The sequence below is a fragment of the Sphingobacterium sp. ML3W genome, from assembly GCF_029542085.1.
In the GTDB taxonomy this organism is placed as follows: domain Bacteria; phylum Bacteroidota; class Bacteroidia; order Sphingobacteriales; family Sphingobacteriaceae; genus Sphingobacterium.
In genome coordinates this window covers 4,963,259-4,979,418 of record NZ_CP107036.1, presented here as the reverse complement: position 1 = coordinate 4,979,418, position 16,160 = coordinate 4,963,259, and the positions used below count along the sequence as shown (strand labels likewise).

General features: G+C 39.9%; 14 protein-coding genes and 1 tRNA gene. 5 read left to right on the top strand and 10 right to left on the bottom strand.

Annotated features, from left to right (window positions below; translation table 11 throughout):
- The first annotated feature begins 42 nt into the window (after positions 1 to 42).
- A complete protein-coding gene (locus OGI71_RS21025) occupies positions 43 to 1,749 on the top strand; it encodes a thioredoxin family protein (RefSeq protein ID WP_282251674.1) in 1,707 nt (568 codons plus the stop codon).
- Positions 1,750 to 2,116: 367 nt separating this feature from the next.
- A complete protein-coding gene (gene pfkA / locus OGI71_RS21020) occupies positions 2,117 to 3,091 on the top strand; it encodes a 6-phosphofructokinase (protein WP_282251673.1) in 975 nt (324 codons plus the stop codon).
- Between the two features lie 217 nt (positions 3,092 to 3,308).
- On the opposite strand, the gene OGI71_RS21015 is transcribed toward pfkA, so the two are convergent.
- The 5 genes from OGI71_RS21015 to OGI71_RS20995 all read right to left on the bottom strand — a co-directional run bounded on the left by OGI71_RS21015 (position 3,309) and on the right by OGI71_RS20995 (position 7,322).
- Positions 3,309 to 3,755, bottom strand: coding sequence for a hypothetical protein (locus OGI71_RS21015; protein WP_282251671.1), 447 nt, complete (start codon positions 3,753 to 3,755; stop codon positions 3,309 to 3,311).
- 375 nt (positions 3,756 to 4,130) lie between these two features.
- Positions 4,131 to 5,270, bottom strand: coding sequence for a TlpA disulfide reductase family protein (locus OGI71_RS21010; RefSeq protein ID WP_282251670.1), 1,140 nt, complete (start codon positions 5,268 to 5,270; stop codon positions 4,131 to 4,133).
- 74 nt (positions 5,271 to 5,344) lie between these two features.
- Entirely contained in the window at positions 5,345 to 6,136 is a 792-nt protein-coding gene (locus tag OGI71_RS21005) for a TPM domain-containing protein (protein ID WP_282251669.1), read from the bottom strand.
- Between the two features lie 20 nt (positions 6,137 to 6,156).
- Positions 6,157 to 6,585, bottom strand: a complete 429-nt coding sequence (locus OGI71_RS21000; protein WP_310446286.1) for a TPM domain-containing protein — start codon at positions 6,583 to 6,585, stop codon at positions 6,157 to 6,159.
- 158 nt (positions 6,586 to 6,743) lie between these two features.
- A complete protein-coding gene (locus OGI71_RS20995) occupies positions 6,744 to 7,322 on the bottom strand; it encodes a LemA family protein (protein ID WP_120260560.1) in 579 nt (192 codons plus the stop codon).
- Positions 7,323 to 7,488: 166 nt separating this feature from the next.
- Between OGI71_RS20995 and OGI71_RS20990 the strand changes: the two genes are divergently transcribed.
- Positions 7,489 to 9,033, top strand: a complete 1,545-nt coding sequence (locus OGI71_RS20990) for an FAD-dependent protein (RefSeq protein ID WP_282251666.1) — start codon at positions 7,489 to 7,491, stop codon at positions 9,031 to 9,033.
- Positions 9,034 to 9,092: 59 nt separating this feature from the next.
- Positions 9,093 to 9,168, top strand: a tRNA-Gly gene (locus tag OGI71_RS20985).
- Between the two features lie 46 nt (positions 9,169 to 9,214).
- On the opposite strand, the gene OGI71_RS20980 is transcribed toward OGI71_RS20985, so the two are convergent.
- From OGI71_RS20980 to sufB, 4 genes are all read right to left on the bottom strand, one after another.
- Positions 9,215 to 10,444, bottom strand: a complete 1,230-nt coding sequence (locus OGI71_RS20980; RefSeq protein ID WP_282251664.1) for an MFS transporter — start codon at positions 10,442 to 10,444, stop codon at positions 9,215 to 9,217.
- A 380-nt stretch (positions 10,445 to 10,824) separates the two neighbouring features.
- The gene (gene sufD, locus OGI71_RS20975; protein WP_120260434.1) at positions 10,825 to 12,132 is read right to left on the bottom strand and encodes a Fe-S cluster assembly protein SufD; all 1,308 of its coding nucleotides are present in this window, start codon (positions 12,130 to 12,132) and stop codon (positions 10,825 to 10,827) included.
- Positions 12,133 to 12,192: 60 nt separating this feature from the next.
- Complete coding sequence (gene sufC, locus OGI71_RS20970) at positions 12,193 to 12,951, bottom strand: Fe-S cluster assembly ATPase SufC (protein ID WP_104383566.1); 759 nt, start codon at positions 12,949 to 12,951, stop codon at positions 12,193 to 12,195.
- 63 nt (positions 12,952 to 13,014) lie between these two features.
- The gene (gene sufB / locus OGI71_RS20965) at positions 13,015 to 14,466 is read right to left on the bottom strand and encodes a Fe-S cluster assembly protein SufB (RefSeq protein ID WP_259179594.1); all 1,452 of its coding nucleotides are present in this window, start codon (positions 14,464 to 14,466) and stop codon (positions 13,015 to 13,017) included.
- A 333-nt stretch (positions 14,467 to 14,799) separates the two neighbouring features.
- On the opposite strand from sufB, the gene OGI71_RS20960 reads away from it, so the two are divergent.
- Positions 14,800 to 15,270 (top strand): Lrp/AsnC family transcriptional regulator, encoded by a 471-nt coding sequence (locus tag OGI71_RS20960; protein ID WP_028071042.1) that lies wholly within the window; start codon positions 14,800 to 14,802, stop codon positions 15,268 to 15,270.
- A 121-nt stretch (positions 15,271 to 15,391) separates the two neighbouring features.
- Here OGI71_RS20960 and ung read toward each other — a convergent pair whose 3' ends face one another.
- Positions 15,392 to 16,066, bottom strand: coding sequence for a uracil-DNA glycosylase (gene ung, locus OGI71_RS20955; RefSeq protein ID WP_282251655.1), 675 nt, complete (start codon positions 16,064 to 16,066; stop codon positions 15,392 to 15,394).
- Between the last annotated feature and the right edge of the window lie 94 nt (positions 16,067 to 16,160).

Genomic DNA, 16,160 nt, shown 5'->3' with positions numbered 1-16,160 from the left:
GCCTTTTTTTATTTTTGAAACTGACATCAGAAACAGATACGCATGTTAAAAAACACATTTATTCTACTTTTAATTGCTTTTTTCAGCCTCTCGCTTACAACGACGGCTTTTGCATTTCAACAAGACAGTCTAACGAGTACAGAAGGGCTTCAATTTGAATCTTCACCTGATACTACACCTACAGTGGAGACTGTACCTGACGACTTGGCTTTTTCAGATGCTCCAGATACAACCCTGAGTCAAGATAGCAGCAAATTGGATAAGGCAGTAACAAATATTCCATCCGGTAATTCAGATACTGGAAAAAAATCTCTTTGGAGTATTTTTATCGCAGGATTAATTGGCGGTTTTGCCGCACTCCTGATGCCATGTATATTCCCAATGTTACCGCTGACAGTGAGCTACTTCACCAAACAATCCGGTACTCGCGCGAGCGGTATTAGCAAAGCGCTACTCTATGGTCTTTTTATCATTGTGATCTATGTGGCGCTCGGAATGATTATCACAATTGCTTTTGGCTCGGATGCGCTTAATGCCTTATCGACCAATGGGATATTCAATTTCCTATTTTTTCTATTGCTCGTTGTTTTTGCGGCATCATTCTTTGGTGCTTTCGAAATCACACTACCAAGTTCTTTTGTTAATAAAATGGATGCCAAATCAGATAAAGGGGGCCTTATTGGACTTTTCTTTATGGCATTCAGCCTATCACTTGTATCCTTTTCCTGTACAGGTCCGATCATCGGCACCTTACTTGTTGAGGCCGCATCAAAAGGTGAACGTTTGGGCCCAGCGATCGGTATGTTGGGTTTTTCTATTGCATTAGCGATTCCTTTCGGTCTATTCGCCATGTTTCCTTCCATGTTAAAGTCATTGCCCAAATCGGGTGGATGGCTCAATTCAGTAAAAGTAGTTCTTGGATTTTTAGAACTTGCCTTGGCCTTAAAGTTTTTGTCCAATGTAGACCTGGCTTATCACTGGAATTGGTTGGATCGGGAGGTATTCCTATCCTTGTGGATTGCCATATTTGGTCTCATGGGCTTATATCTTATAGGGAAGATCAAGTTTTCGCATGATAGTGAACTAAAATTCCTTTCTGTACCGCGAACCTTACTGGCAATCATTGTATTCTCTTTTGTTGTTTATATGATCCCTGGTCTTTGGGGGGCACCATTGAAATCGATCTCCGCTTTCTTACCGCCTTCTGCGACACAGGACTTCGACCTTTCGGCTGGAGTGGCAAGCACAGCAGCTCACAGTGATGGCAAGGTAAAAAAATATGCGGAAATCTTCCATGAGCGTGGTACTCCAAAAGGATTTGATCCATACTACGATTATGATCAAGCTCTGGAAACTGCAAAAGAGCTGAACAAACCTGTATTAATAGATTTTACGGGATGGAATTGTGTCAATTGTCGAGAGATGGAAGCGAACGTATGGACCGACCCCGCTGTTGCCAAGCTATTAAAAGAAGAATTTGTTATGGCCGAACTGTTTGTTGATGATAAAACAGAATTACCTGCTAACGAACAATTTGTTTCCAAATATAGCGGCAAGAAAATTAAAACAATCGGCAATAAAAACAGTGATTTTCAGGCATCGACGTTCAATAGCAATTCACAACCCTTATATGTGATCGTGGATGCCTCAGGTAAGGTATTAGTACCTCAATCTGGTGCAAATAGAAATATTGAACAATACAAGGCTTTTTTACAGAGTGGAATTGATGCTTTTAAAGCGAAAAAGTAAGTTAGCTCCTGTTAAAGCTGTTTAAATGGGACTGTCTCCTAATTGAAAACTTTGATTGTAAATCGGTATCAAAGTTGGGCTACTCCAATAAAATGACTAAAAGATCAGAAAACGGACCAAATTCCTAATTGAATTTTTGGTCCGTTTTCCATTTGATTGAACAAAGCCTCCAATCTTTATTTAGAGCCTATTCAGGAAAATCTAATTTTGATACAGCCGCATTGTAAAGTTTACATGAAGTTTGCTACTCGCTTAGATTAATTGCACAGCAGAAGGCAATTATTTAAGCACTTTTAAGCGATTCAGAACTTTTTATAACGGAAATATAATTGTATTTAAGCGCAAAAATCGCTAAGTTTGAGTACGTATGAGTAACATTAAAAAAATTGCTGTTTTGACATCTGGAGGCGATGCTCCAGGAATGAATGCTGGTATTCGCGCTGTAGTGAGAGCGGGTATCTTTAACAATCTTGAGGTATTTGGTGTACGCAGGGGCTATGATGGTTTGGTCAATGGAGAAATTTTTCCTATGGATGCCAAATCCGTGGCCAATATCATACAACGTGGTGGCACAATCCTAAAAACTGCGCGCAGTGAGGCTTTCAAGACCCTAGAAGGCCGTAAACAAGCTTATGATAACTTACGTAGCCATGAAATTGACGCGATGGTTGTCATCGGTGGTGACGGAACATTTACAGGCGCGTCAAAATTCATTGACGAGTTTGACTTCCCAATTATCGGTCTACCAGGTACAATCGACAATGATCTGGCCGGAACTGATTTTACCATTGGCTATGATACAGCAATAAACACCGTTATTCAAGCGGTAGATAAGATCCGTGACACTGCGGAGTCTCACGATCGTGTTTTTATTATAGAGGTTATGGGACGTGACTCTGGCTTGATCGCCATCCGTTCTGGTATAAGTACCGGAGCCGAAGCGGTATTGGTTCCTGAATTTGAGGTTGATTACGATGCAATCATGAAAAGATTGGATAAGAGCCGTAAGAACAAATCTTCACGTATTATTATCGTTGCTGAAGGGGACAAAGAAGGTGGAATGATCGTTTCGGAAAAAATAAAAGAAAATTTCCCGCATTATGATGTAAGGCTTTCTATTTTAGGTCACATCCAACGTGGTGGTAGCCCAACATGCATGGACCGTGTACTGGCAAGCAGACTTGGTGTTGCCGCAGTAGAAGCGCTTGTCGCAGGCCGTAGAGGTGAAATGGCGGGACTAATCTGTAGTGAAATCAGATTCACTCCCTTTAAGAGCGCTATTAAACATAACGTCAAACTTAATGAGGATCTACTCCGTATCATTGAGATTCTTTCGCTATAAAAAGACAGGTTTCCAAATTGGGATTTAAGAAAACGAAGCTGCAAAAAAATAGAAGTACTTCCTGTAAAAGTTGAATATCTGAAAACCAACTGTAGGAGATACAAATAAAACTAAAGAAAAAAACGGTGTGTCCAACAAACTTGGATACACCGTTTTTTTATGAATTCTTAGTACTATACTCCCGTCTCAATATCTTTTTTATCTTCTTTTGAGACAACTATTTCAGCAAATTATTTAGATATTCTTCATTTACAACAGGTAATTGAATGGTCTGTCCAACCTTAGCCATTGAATCGGCAAAATGATTGGTATTTAGAATTGCCTGCTCATAGGCTTTGACAACCTGATCTGAAATATGTAAGGATTTCGGGTCTTTGATATTAACCTTATACTGGTTGTCCGTTAACGTTACATGATGATAGAAGCGATAGGCAGCAGCCTTCAACAAGCCTAGTTCCTGTTGCGACAACTCATCTATACGTGCATTGGGGGGTAATGTCACATCTATAAATGCTGTTCCTTTAGCCAGTGTATCAATAGAATGATCTAATGGAATTGCACTGAGGGCTTCCAGGTTAACCACAGGGACGCCATTTTCTTTCTTCGAATTACAGGCAACAGCACATATAGCCAAAGCCATCACCACAATCAGTTTCTTTCTCATTTTATTATTGTCTGAGTGTACTACTACACCCGGTTTGATTACTTATGAAGACCTGAGTAGTTATTCTCAGGTCAAGATTATTTCCTGCTCGATTTCATCCCTACAAATCACCCAAATTCGATCGCCTGACAGATGTAAATCGACAATCGCAAAAAAATCATCCCTCTTGTCTCTTACTTGATCGGTTCCCTCCAAAGCATCCATTCGCCCCTCAACAGCTTAAAGGGGAGAAACCCAAATCAATTTCTTAAACAAAGTTAAAGAAAAGATATGTAGGCAAACCCTTAACAAAAAACACTTATTTAAAATCTCTCATAAATAAAAGATTTTAAATAAGTGTTTTTGAATAGCGCAGTCTTAGACTGTAAGATCAGACTATTTCAACAATTCTGCTAATTTAGCTTCCAAAGCTTCTCCTCTTAGATTAGAAGCAACAATTTTGCCTGAAGGATCAATTAAGAAGTTTTGCGGAATTCCACGCACCTCATATAATTTAACAGGAGCAGATTTCCAACCTTGTAAATCGGATACATGCGGCCATTGCTGCAAATTATCATCATGGATTGCTTTCATCCAAGCATCTTTCTTACCAGGATTATCCAAGGAAACACCAAAAACTGTAAATCCTTTGTCTTTAAACTTATTGAATGCCGCAACAACATTCGGGTTTTCATGACGACAAGGTCCACACCAGCTTGCCCAGAAATCCAACAAGACATATTTTCCTCTCAACGAAGATAAAGAAACATTGTTACCAGTCGTATCAGGCAATGTAAAATCTGGCGCTAGTGAACCAACAGCCACTGCTTTCAATTTTTGAATACGTTCAGCAAGTTCTTTACCTTTCTCCGAATTTTTCAGCTCAGGAGTCAATTTCTCAAAAGAAGCCACATATTCATTCACATTTTCACCACTTACATTTTCCGCCAATAGATCCAATGTATACCAGCTTTTTGGGTTCTTATTAATAAATTCAGCGTCAGATTTTTCCATCTTTTCAGAAATCTCACCAGCTTGCTTTTGCAACCCCTCAATAAATTTTGGATCTTGTTTTTGAGCTTCAGATGCCGCAAAATATTGCTGGTTTAATGCCTCATATGCATCTGTATGAGGTTTTACAAAAGTTTTGTATTGGGTAAAATCATCATTGATTGCTGTACCTGTTACCAAAGCATCTTTAAATCCTTTGGATGCATCAACTTTGATCACACCTTTAGATAAATACAATTGTGCTGTTTCAGGTTGCTTTTGAGCACCTCTTAGTTCTCCAAAAGAAAGTCCATCAGGAGAATAAATCATTACACCTTTAGTTGGTGAAGCTACCTGACCGTTGAATTTAAATTCACCTTTAACGACAGCTGCTGAATCCAACTGACGTGTACCATTATTAGGATACTGCAAAAATACTTTGGCTTTGTCAGAAGCTGCATTCACTTTTCCTGTTACCGTATAGCTTTCTTGTGCCATCAATAAGGCTGGTAAAAAGCTTAAACCCATTAATATTCCCTTTTTCATAATTATATACTTCCCATAAATGTAAAACATTTCCTTTGCACTGACATGCTATTTAACATTATTTAGCAAAGTTGTTACCAACGTCCTGAAGCACCACCGCCTCCGAAATCGCCGCCGCCAAATCCACCGAATCCACCTCCAGATCCACCACCGAATCCGCCGTCACCGCCTCGGCCGCCACCACCAAGACCATTAAGCAAGGTCCACCAGAAAATATCGGACGAGCCACGACCATTCATCACACGACCACCGCCCTTTCCTCCTCCACCTCGATTTGAAAATAGCACAACAAGAAATATTACGACAATGATGACAAATATAATTGATCCCGATCCACCACCACTAGGCTGTTTAGGATCAGCTTTATATTCTCCTTTTGCATACGAAATCAGGGAATTCGTCGCTTTGTCAACTCCACCATAATAATCACCCTGACGAAACGCTGGCTTGATATCATTTTCAATAATACGATAGGCTATCGCATCTGGGACAGCTCCTTCAATCCCGTAACCAGTCTGAATGGTAACAGCCCGGTCGCCCAATGCCGCTAATAATAAAATACCATTACTGTATTTTTTATTACCGACACCCCACTTCTTCGCCAGCCGGACCGCATAATCTGAGATATCATAACCTCCGGTAGAGTTCATCACAACAACAGCTATCTGTGTAGAAGTAGAATCCTCAAATGCCAACAATTTTTGCTCCAGTTGCTGTTTTTGACTGGCTGTCAATGTGTTTGTATAATCGTTGACAAGTTTATTGGGTGTCTCTGGAAAATCCTGCCCTATTGCAGTCATGAGGGTCAGTGCCCACAGCACCATCACCATGACTGGAATCCGAACCCGAGAAAATAATTTCGACATAAGTTATATTTTTTTATTGACTAGCGATCACCGAAAACAATATCATTTGGAAGTTCATTGATATCATCATGTTCCCTGGGAAAAAATTTCGCTAATTGTTTGCCCGCATGTTCAATTCCCTTCACTAGGCCTTCAACAATTTTATCCATACGGAATTCTTCGACCATAAGATCTTTCGTACAATTCCAAAAGTCGCTTTCCACCCGTTGGTTGATACCTTTATCACCAATGATAGAAAATTTATGATCCTCCAATGCGATGTAAATAAGCACGCCATTTTTTAGCACGGTTTTATGCATGCCCAATTTGGAAAAATAGTACGTTGCACGATCGTGAACCTCATCGGGACAATGATTTTCTATCACAACACGAATTTCTCCCGATGTTTCGTTTTCAGCCACATTGATGGCATGGACGACTCTTTCTTGTTCCTCAGCATTTAAAGCCATAATATATCTTCATTTATGTTCGCATTAGTGCGTTCGTCTGTCTGACTAAGCCATCGGGCAAACACTTACCTATAAAACATTCTGTATAAAAAATGGATGAAGGGCCCATACGCAAGCCGCATCATCCATTATATCGTGTATTTCTAACAAAGGTATTATTAGAATGATACGGTCGGCGCTTTGTCCGAGCCGGGGGCAGCAGTAAATGTTCCCTTAGCTTTAAATCCAAACATACCAGCCATTAAATTATTTGGAAAGCTGCGTACAGTCGTATTAAATTGCTGTACAGCCTCGTTATATGATCTGCGTTCAGTCGAGATACGGTTTTCTGTACCTTCCAATTGAGCCTGTAATTCCAAGAAGTTTTGATTTGCCTTCAAGTCTGGATATGCCTCTACCGAAGCCAATAGACGGCTCAAAGAACCACTGAATTGATCTTGGACTTTTTGAAACTTCGCAATATTCTCTTCTGTTAAGTCATCTGCATTAATTGTAACAGATGTTGCCTTAGCTCTCGCTTCAACCACTGCCGTCAATGTGCTCTCTTCGTGTTTTGCTGCACCTTTGACAGTATTCACCAAGTTTGGCACCAAATCAGCGCGGCGCTGGTAAGCATTTTCAACCTGTGCCCATTTCCCTTTGACGTTCTCATCTTGAGAAACCATCGTATTGTAACCACATGAGTTTAATGATACTAATGCAAATAAACCGCATAGGGCTACTAAAAATCTTTTCATTTTCATTGTTCAAAGAATTAAATACTATTCAAATTATACGGTTACACTATCAAAGCATATACCAAGCTCTTACTAAGATAAGAATATTTTTATTTCCAAATCGGCAAACAGCCAATATTCCGTAACTTTGTCGCGGTTTTGGGATAAAAACCCAGCCCTTTATCTTATGCAAAAAGAAATTGAGATTGCTATCCTTCCTGAAAAAATCGAAGATGAGCAATATATTCTACAACAAGGCGTAAAAGCCCTACGTCTGAAACCACAACAGGTCAAAGGTTATAAAATCCGTAAACGTTCTATCGATGCCCGCAGTAAACAGGTGGTCTATCGAGCAAGGGTCATTTATTATATCGACGAGCTCCCGCTACCCGAGATTTATGAAAACCACTTTAAATCTGTACAGGATGGCAAACCGGTCATTATCGTTGGTGCTGGCCCTGCTGGCTTATTTGCGGCAATTCGCTGTATTGAACGTGGTCTCAGACCGATTGTCATCGAAAGAGGAAAAAAAGTACAGGACCGAAGACGTGACCTTGCGAAACTGAACCGCGAAGGTATTGTAAACCCTGAATCAAACTACTGTTTTGGAGAAGGTGGTGCAGGAACTTATTCAGACGGGAAGCTTTATACCCGCTCCAATAAACGGGGGGACGTAGACAAAGTTCTTAAGCTTTTTGTATCTCATGGAGCGACAACAGACATCTTAGTAAATGCCCGCCCCCATATCGGCACAAACAAGCTTCCTCATATTATTGAGGCGATGCGGGAAAGTGTGGTCGAATTTGGCGGGGAATTTCTTTTCGACCAACGTGTAGATAATATTTTGGAATCCTTTGGTCAGGTCCGTGGTGTAAAATTAGCCAGTGGGGAGGAAATCAAAGCTGATCATGTTATCGTGGCGACAGGCCACTCCGCAAGGGATATTTTTGAACTGTTTCATCGCAACAACTGGCTGATCGAAGCAAAAGCCTTTGCGCTAGGCGTCCGCATAGAACACCCACAGGCTATTATCGATCAGGCACAATACCATTGCCAGGTCAGAAGTGAGCATTTACCCCCAGCCTATTATAGTCTGGTCGAACAGGTTAATGATCGTGGTGTATTCTCATTCTGTATGTGCCCTGGTGGCGTTATCGCTCCTTGTGCAACAGACCGTAATGAAATCGTGGTCAACGGATGGTCTCCTTCCAAACGTAATAATCCACATGCCAATTCAGGCACCGTTATTCAGATCAATCTCGAAGATGTACCTAATGCACTAAATGATCCCTTTGCTTTACTTGATTTTCAGAAGCAAATTGAACGCAAAGCTTTCGAGGTTGGTGGAGGAAGTCTTGTTGCCCCCGCACAACGAATGGTTGACTTCGTGGAGGGAAGGGTCTCAATGGACCTACCCGAAAATTCGTACAAACCAGGAACATCTTCGGCAGACTTGAGGGAGGTTTTACCAGCTTTTGTGCATGAAGCTCTTCGTGGTGCCTTACCAATATTTGGAAAAAAGATGAAAGGGTATTATACAAATGATGCGATTTTGGTCGGTGTAGAATCGAGGACATCTTCACCCATACGTATACCTCGAAACAAAGAAAATCTGCAACATCCTCAGGTCAAAGGACTTTACCCTTGCGGGGAGGGAGCAGGCTATGCAGGGGGTATTATTTCGGCGGCTATAGATGGAATTAATTGTGTCGATGCAATTGATTTATGTTAAGATTTTTTACTTTTTCTCTTGCAGAATAAGAAGAAATGCCTTACTTTTGTAGCATCAACGCGAAAGTAGCTCAGTTGGTAGAGCACAACCTTGCCAAGGTTGGGGTCGCGAGTTCGAATCTCGTCTTTCGCTCCAAATAAAAAAAGCTTCCAAAATTTGGAAGCTTTTTTTATTTATTCTTTTAGCTTAATTTACGCCCTTCCCCCAAGCTCATAATTGAGCTGTTGAAAAAAGACAACAAGCCCACCAATACAACAATAAGACCTGCAATAATAAAAGCTGTTGCCACTCCGATTGCGTCTGCGATAAAGCCTGTAAAAAGAAGTCCTATCATACTCGGTAATATTGCTATGCTAAAATAAAGCGAGAAAACACGCCCCAACATTTCTACTGGAACCTGCTCTTGAATAATTGTCATAAATGATGCCGAGAAGATAGACATTGAAACTCCGCCTAAACCTGTCATGATGACAAATGGAATAAACCAGGTCGAAGGAAACCACCCCGATAGCGCAAAGGTTATCCCCAATACAATATGCATGCTGTTTACTAATACTACTTTTGATAGAGACACTTTTGCAAGTCCCAAAAAACTGCCTCCAACAAGCATACCTATTCCCCAAATAATCTCAATAATACTCATCTCCCACTTTCCACCGCCATAATGACCAATCGTCAACAAGGGAAACATAATGGCAACAGGCATAATAAAGAAAGTCGCCACCATGGCATATAGAAACAACATTTTCAGCCCTTTATTATGATAGATAGCACGCATTCCCTGTTTAAGATCATCCAAAACGGCAGCAATAGTAGGTTTCACATCAGAACGGGACAAGTGTGGGATAGTCACAAAGAGCAAAGATGTAATAGCTATTGCGGCACCGATAACATCCAGATACAAGACACTCGAAATAGGAAAATAGCTAATAGCCAATGTTCCCAATGCGGGACCTGCAATACTACTTACCGACTGTAGCATCTGATTAATACCTGAAACACGCAATAATTTATCTTCCGGAACGAGAAGTGGCGCAATTGCCTGCATGGCTGGCGAGTGAAATGCTGAACCGATCGAACGACAGGCCATTAACAGATAAATCAGAAACATATTGGCACCATCACTTTTGAGTACAAAGGTCATACCTAATGTACAGAGTGCAATAAAGCCATCTGCAAAGATCATGACTTTCTTTCTATCCCATCGATCAATATAGACACCAGCAAATGGCCCGATGATCGCTTGTGGCAATAAGCCTGCGATAGCAGCAAAAGCCAATACTTCAGCAGACTTGTGCGTTAAACTCAACCATATCATGATCGAAAAGTTGACAGCTGAACTAGACAGCAAAGAGATAAATTGCCCAGTCCATATATAACTATAGGTACGAAACCAGTTATTTTTTCCCATAAAATTTTATATAAAATACAACAGGTGTATGATCAAGAATGACCAACACATTGAAATAAAACGTTATTACGCACGCCGAACCAACGAAGGAAAATAGAAGGAAGCTCTTTCCCGAATATCAAATCAGTTAAAGCTGGCTTTTTGATATCTCAGTATGAAACAAGCCATTCGTTTCGTGAACGGATGCGTTCTATTAAGATTTTAAAAACGTAAATGAGCTATAAAACCCAAGGTTTATAAGCGTAAGTTGTATATAAAGACATGTACATAGCACTACAAAAGTAAAAGAAAAAGACCAAAAAAGGAATCTTTATCAAAAAAATAAGGCGTTTACCGAATCAGTAAACGCCTTATCCTATTTATAGTTTGTGTGATTTAGTTTAGTTCGTTCTTAAACTTTCTTCGACCAATTCTTCCACATATCTCCGAACAACCTCATTTGAAAAACGAGTTGTTACGTCAAATGCGAAAGCATGCACAAGAAGAATACGTGCTGACTCCTCACCAATTCCGCGTGCTCTCAAATAAAACAAAGCTTCATTATCAAACTGACCGATCGTACATCCGTGTGAACATTTCACATCATCTGCAAAAATCTCCAGTTGGGGCTTTGTATAAACCGCTGAACTATCGGACATCAACATATTATTGTTCTGTTGGAAAGCATTAGTTTTTTGTGCATCCTCCCGAACAAAGATTTTTCCGTTGAAAACAGCTGTAGATTTATCTTGCGTGATATTTTTATACCATTCGTATGATTCACAATGTGGTTTAAGATGATCTACGACAGTGTGATTATCGACCAATTGATCCCCTGCGGTCAGGTTAATACCGTACAAATGACTTTCTACATTTTCTGCATCCAGACGCACATTAATATTGTTACGGATAAAAGATGCACCTGGGAAATTACAGTTGTAGTTATTATAAAGACTGTATTTCTCTTGGTATACTTCCGTATGATTAAAGTAACGGCTTACAGATTGAGCCACTTGAAGATAGTAATGTTGAACTTTAGCATTCTCTTTTACGACAATCTCTGAAACTTTATTATGCACATTGCTTGCGGCACCATCTGCAGTGATAAAGCTTTCGATCAATTCAAGTTCAGCGTTAGCTTCAACAACAACCAAATTCCGTGTTTGCGCAAAGAAATCTTCTGTTCCTGTAGCGACGTGAATAATCTGTATAGGCTTATCAAGTACAACACCTTTTTTCAAATGTATGAATACACCATTGGTAAAAGCAGCTGTGTTAAGCGCCACCATGATATTATCAGATTTATCAGCGTACTTCGCAAAATGCGCTTGAAATGCAGGTTCAGCAACAGCGTCATCCATTGGAATAACAACAAGTCCTTTTACCTTTTCCAGCTCACTCACCGCCAATACGTACTGGCCATTAACCAGAATAATACGGTACGCATCCAAATTTGGAATCTCTCCCGCACTAAAATCCAAGCCCTCGATATCCACATCTACATCAAGCGCATAGGGCTTATTGATAATACTGTGGATGTTTGTATATTTCCATTCTTCATTCTTAACTGTGGGAAAGCCTGCTGCTTCGAAACGTTCGAATGCTTGTTGACGTGCCTCTGTAAAGAAAGCAGGTTCGTCTGAAACACCTTGCTCTTTAAAAGCTCCCAACACTTGTTGAAGTAATGATTCTGAAACTAATGTACTCATGTTATTTTTTAATCAAATCGCCAAAATTCTCTTCCACTCCTATTTTACCGGTGTAAAAGATTAGGCGTTTTGTGTATCATATTCTTTTAACCAATCGTATCCTTTTTCTTCTAGCTCTAAAGCCAATTCTTTAGGGCCTGATTTCACGATACGACCATTGTATAATACGTGAACAAAATCTGGAACGATATAATCCAATAAACGTTGGTAGTGTGTGATGACAATAAAAGCATTGTCTTTAGAACGCAACTCATTCACACCATTTGCGACAATGCGAAGTGCATCGATATCCAAGCCTGAATCTGTCTCATCCAAAATTGACAATTTAGGATTTAACATCGCCAGCTGAAAAATCTCGTTACGTTTTTTCTCACCACCAGAAAATCCTTCATTCAGCGAACGGTTAGCTAAGTTGGCTGAAAATTCAACCAGCTTTTGCTTGTCTTTTACCATTTGTAAGAACTCTTTCGCTTCCATCGGAGGCAAACCTTTATATTCACGGATATCATTCACTGCTGTCTTCAGGAAATTGATATTCGATACACCAGGGATTTCAACAGGATATTGGAACGCTAGGAACAAACCCTCACGGGCACGGTCTTCTGGAGAAAGATCCAATAGATCTACTCCATCCAATAAAGCAGAACCTTCACTCACTTCGTATGATTCACGTCCAGCCAATACATTACCTAAAGTACTTTTTCCAGCTCCATTAGGTCCCATAATAGCGTGGACTTCCCCTGCTTTAACTTCTAGGTTTAATCCCTTTAATATTTGTTTGTCTTCTACAGACGCATGTAAATTTTTAATGCTTAACATTTTATTCTTATTGAGTATTGAACGATAGGCCAGTATTAGCTAGCTTGCTCAATTATTTTTTATCTATCCTACTGAACCTTCTAAAGAAATCGCCAATAATTTCTGTGCCTCAACAGCAAATTCCATTGGCAGCTGATTTAACACCTCTTTGGCATAACCATTAACAATTAATCCCACCGCTTTTTCAGAGTCTATACCACGTTGATTCAGATAAAACACCTGATCTTCACCAATTTTTGACGTAGTTGCTTCGTGCTCTAATTTTGCAGTCTTATTCCGGTTTTCGATATATGGGAAAGTATGTGCACCACATCTATCACCGATCAATAAGGAATCACATTGGGTAAAGTTTCGAGAATTATCTGCATTAGGTCCGATTTTCACCAAACCTCTGTAGCTATTATGGCTTTTTCCAGCAGAAATTCCTTTTGAAACAATTTTAGACTTCGTGTTTTTACCTAAGTGGATCATTTTTGTCCCCGTATCAGCAACTTGGTAGTTACGGGTCATTGCAACCGAATAAAATTCACCGATTGAATTATCTCCTTTTAGGATTACACCTGGATACTTCCAGGTAATTGCAGATCCAGTCTCTACCTGAGTCCATGAAATCTTGCTGTTATCCCCTCTACAAATACCACGTTTCGTCACAAAGTTAAAAATACCACCTTTACCATCTTTATCACCAGGATACCAGTTCTGCACGGTAGAGTATTTAATCTCCGCATCGCGCTCAGCGATCAATTCCACTACAGCAGCGTGCAGTTGATTTTCATCACGCATAGGTGCAGTACAACCTTCCAAATAGGACACATAAGCGCCTTCATCTGCAACAATTAATGTACGTTCGAACTGACCTGTATTTTGTGCATTAATACGGAAGTAAGTTGATAACTCCATTGGACACCGCACTCCTTTTGGAACATAAACAAATGATCCATCCGAAAAAACAGCAGAGTTTAATGCCGCGTAGATATTATCTGTTTGAGGAACTACTGTTCCCAAGTATTTCTTGACGAGATCAGGATGCTCTTGCACAGCTTCACCAAATGAACAGAAGATCACCCCTTGTTCTTTCAGCTTCTCGCGAAAAGTTGTTTTTACCGATACAGAATCAAAAACAGCATCGACAGCAACCACACCTGCCAAAATCTTTTGCTCATCCAAAGGAATACCCAACTTTTCAAAAGTCGCAATCAATTCAGGATCAACTTCATCCATGGAATTTACTTGTGGTTTTGCTTTAGGGGCAGCATAATAAGATAGATCTTGAAAATCAATCTCTGGAGCTCTGAAATTTTGCCAAGTAGGCATCTTTAACGTCAAGAAATGACGAAAAGCTTTCAATCTCCACTCCAATAACCATTCAGGCTCATTCTTTTTTGCCGAAATAAAACGCACCGTATCCTCTGTAAGGCCTTTGGCTGCAATTTCCATTTCGATATCTGTCGTGAACCCGTATTTATATTCTTCGAGCTCCAGCTCTTTTAATAAATCGTCGTCTTTAGTACTCATATTGCGCTCTCACGGTTTAACTAATTCGGGAGGGGTCTAGCCTCCGCAACTATCGAACTGCAAAGTTACAATTTCAAAGCCAATAAAATACATTTTATGTACCCTCAAACAGGTATTTTTAATAAAAAAATGACATTTATCACTCCATTTCATTGAAATGCGCACATTTCAAACGATTATGACAGTCAAATGATTTTGAATCAATTAAATCTATAAATGAAAAACAATTGTATAGTTAAAATCTATTAATCACCAATAATTTTGTATATTTTTAAATTTCCAAATATAATTTTGTATATTTACAAATACTATTGATTATTAAGACTCTAAGATATGCCGTTTGCACCAGACAAAACAGATTTAAAAATTCTTAAGCTATTACAAGAGAATGGCCGCATTACCAATTTGCAATTAGCATCAAGTATTGGACTTTCTCCTGCACCAACGTTGGAACGTGTAAGAAAACTTGAAAATTCGGGCTTCATCAAGAGTTATCATGCTTTTGTTGACGAAGAAAAACTAGGCCTTGGTATCAAATCCTTTATACAGATCTCACTGGACTTCCATACACACAATGCAATTCCCGAATTTGTTGCTGCCGTAAAAATGATCCCTGAGGTCACCGAATGTCATCACGTCACCGGCAATTGTGACTTTATCCTCAAAGTCTACGTGAAAGACATAAAGGCTTATGAAGGTGTTATCATGGAGAAAATTGCCAAGATCCCATTTGTAAAAACATTCCAGACAATGATGATCATGTCTACCAGTAAAAAGGAACCGATCATCCCATTGGAATACTAAAAGAAATATTTACGAAAACATCATCCGGGTACCAAAGGCTCACGGTCTTACTCACCCAAGTTGATGCCACAATACGTATCAACGAAATATGGATGATGTTTTCTAAAAAATAATAACAGCCCTAAGACAAACGCCAGTCAATCGGAGCCTTACCATGTTCCACCAAATATTTATTTGCCTTTGAAAAGTGTTTGCTCCCAAAAAAACCCCTATACACAGAAAGTGGTGATGGATGCACCGATGTCAAAATAAGATGTTTCCGGGCATCAATTAATACGCTTTTCTTTTGCGCATAACTCCCCCAAAGCAGAAAAACCACATGCTCACACTGTTCCGAAATAGCATGTATGATACTATCAGTAAAAACTTCCCAACCCCTTTTTTGATGTGATCCGGCTAAATGTGCCTGCACAGTCAACGTTGCATTGAGTAATAATACCCCCTGTTTGGCCCAGGACGTCAGATCTCCAGAGCGAGGTTCTACAAACCCTTCAATATCGTCTTGTAATTCCTTAAAAATATTTTTTAGCGAGGGAGGTAAAGCAATCCCTTCTGGCACAGAAAAAGACAAACCATGTGCCTGACCATCGTTATGATATGGATCCTGTCCCAGAATAACAACCTTAACATCTTGGATCGGCGTAAGCTTAAAAGCATTCATCACCAGATCAGCAGGCGGAAACACCTTTGTCCGCTGCCGTTCCTCTTGCACAAAGGCAGACAATTGTTTCATATAGGGCTGGCTGAACAAAGGTTTCAGCACCGATGCCCAAGAATCATCATATAGCTTTTCCATAAACCAAACTTAGATAAAGTTGTATGTAAAGACAAATTTTTTCACTTGCATCTGTTCACAAAGCATTTATAAGGGCAGCGCCATCGGCTACCAT

Bases quoted from the DNA above. Each gene is read 5' to 3' on its own strand.
- OGI71_RS21025 (WP_282251674.1), top strand. From the start codon at position 43: ATGTTAAAAAACACATTTATTCTACTTTTAATTGCTTTTTTCAGCCTC.
- pfkA (WP_282251673.1), top strand. From the start codon at position 2,117: ATGAGTAACATTAAAAAAATTGCTGTTTTGACATCTGGAGGCGATGCT.
- OGI71_RS21015 (WP_282251671.1), bottom strand. From the start codon at position 3,755: ATGAGAAAGAAACTGATTGTGGTGATGGCTTTGGCTATATGTGCTGTT.
- OGI71_RS21010 (WP_282251670.1), bottom strand. From the start codon at position 5,270: ATGAAAAAGGGAATATTAATGGGTTTAAGCTTTTTACCAGCCTTATTG.
- OGI71_RS21005 (WP_282251669.1), bottom strand. From the start codon at position 6,136: ATGTCGAAATTATTTTCTCGGGTTCGGATTCCAGTCATGGTGATGGTG.
- OGI71_RS21000 (WP_310446286.1), bottom strand. From the start codon at position 6,585: ATGGCTTTAAATGCTGAGGAACAAGAAAGAGTCGTCCATGCCATCAAT.
- OGI71_RS20995 (WP_120260560.1), bottom strand. From the start codon at position 7,322: ATGAAAAGATTTTTAGTAGCCCTATGCGGTTTATTTGCATTAGTATCA.
- OGI71_RS20990 (WP_282251666.1), top strand. From the start codon at position 7,489: ATGCAAAAAGAAATTGAGATTGCTATCCTTCCTGAAAAAATCGAAGAT.
- OGI71_RS20980 (WP_282251664.1), bottom strand. From the start codon at position 10,444: ATGGGAAAAAATAACTGGTTTCGTACCTATAGTTATATATGGACTGGG.
- sufD (WP_120260434.1), bottom strand. From the start codon at position 12,132: ATGAGTACATTAGTTTCAGAATCATTACTTCAACAAGTGTTGGGAGCT.
- sufC (WP_104383566.1), bottom strand. From the start codon at position 12,951: ATGTTAAGCATTAAAAATTTACATGCGTCTGTAGAAGACAAACAAATA.
- sufB (WP_259179594.1), bottom strand. From the start codon at position 14,466: ATGAGTACTAAAGACGACGATTTATTAAAAGAGCTGGAGCTCGAAGAA.
- OGI71_RS20960 (WP_028071042.1), top strand. From the start codon at position 14,800: ATGCCGTTTGCACCAGACAAAACAGATTTAAAAATTCTTAAGCTATTA.
- ung (WP_282251655.1), bottom strand. From the start codon at position 16,066: ATGGAAAAGCTATATGATGATTCTTGGGCATCGGTGCTGAAACCTTTG.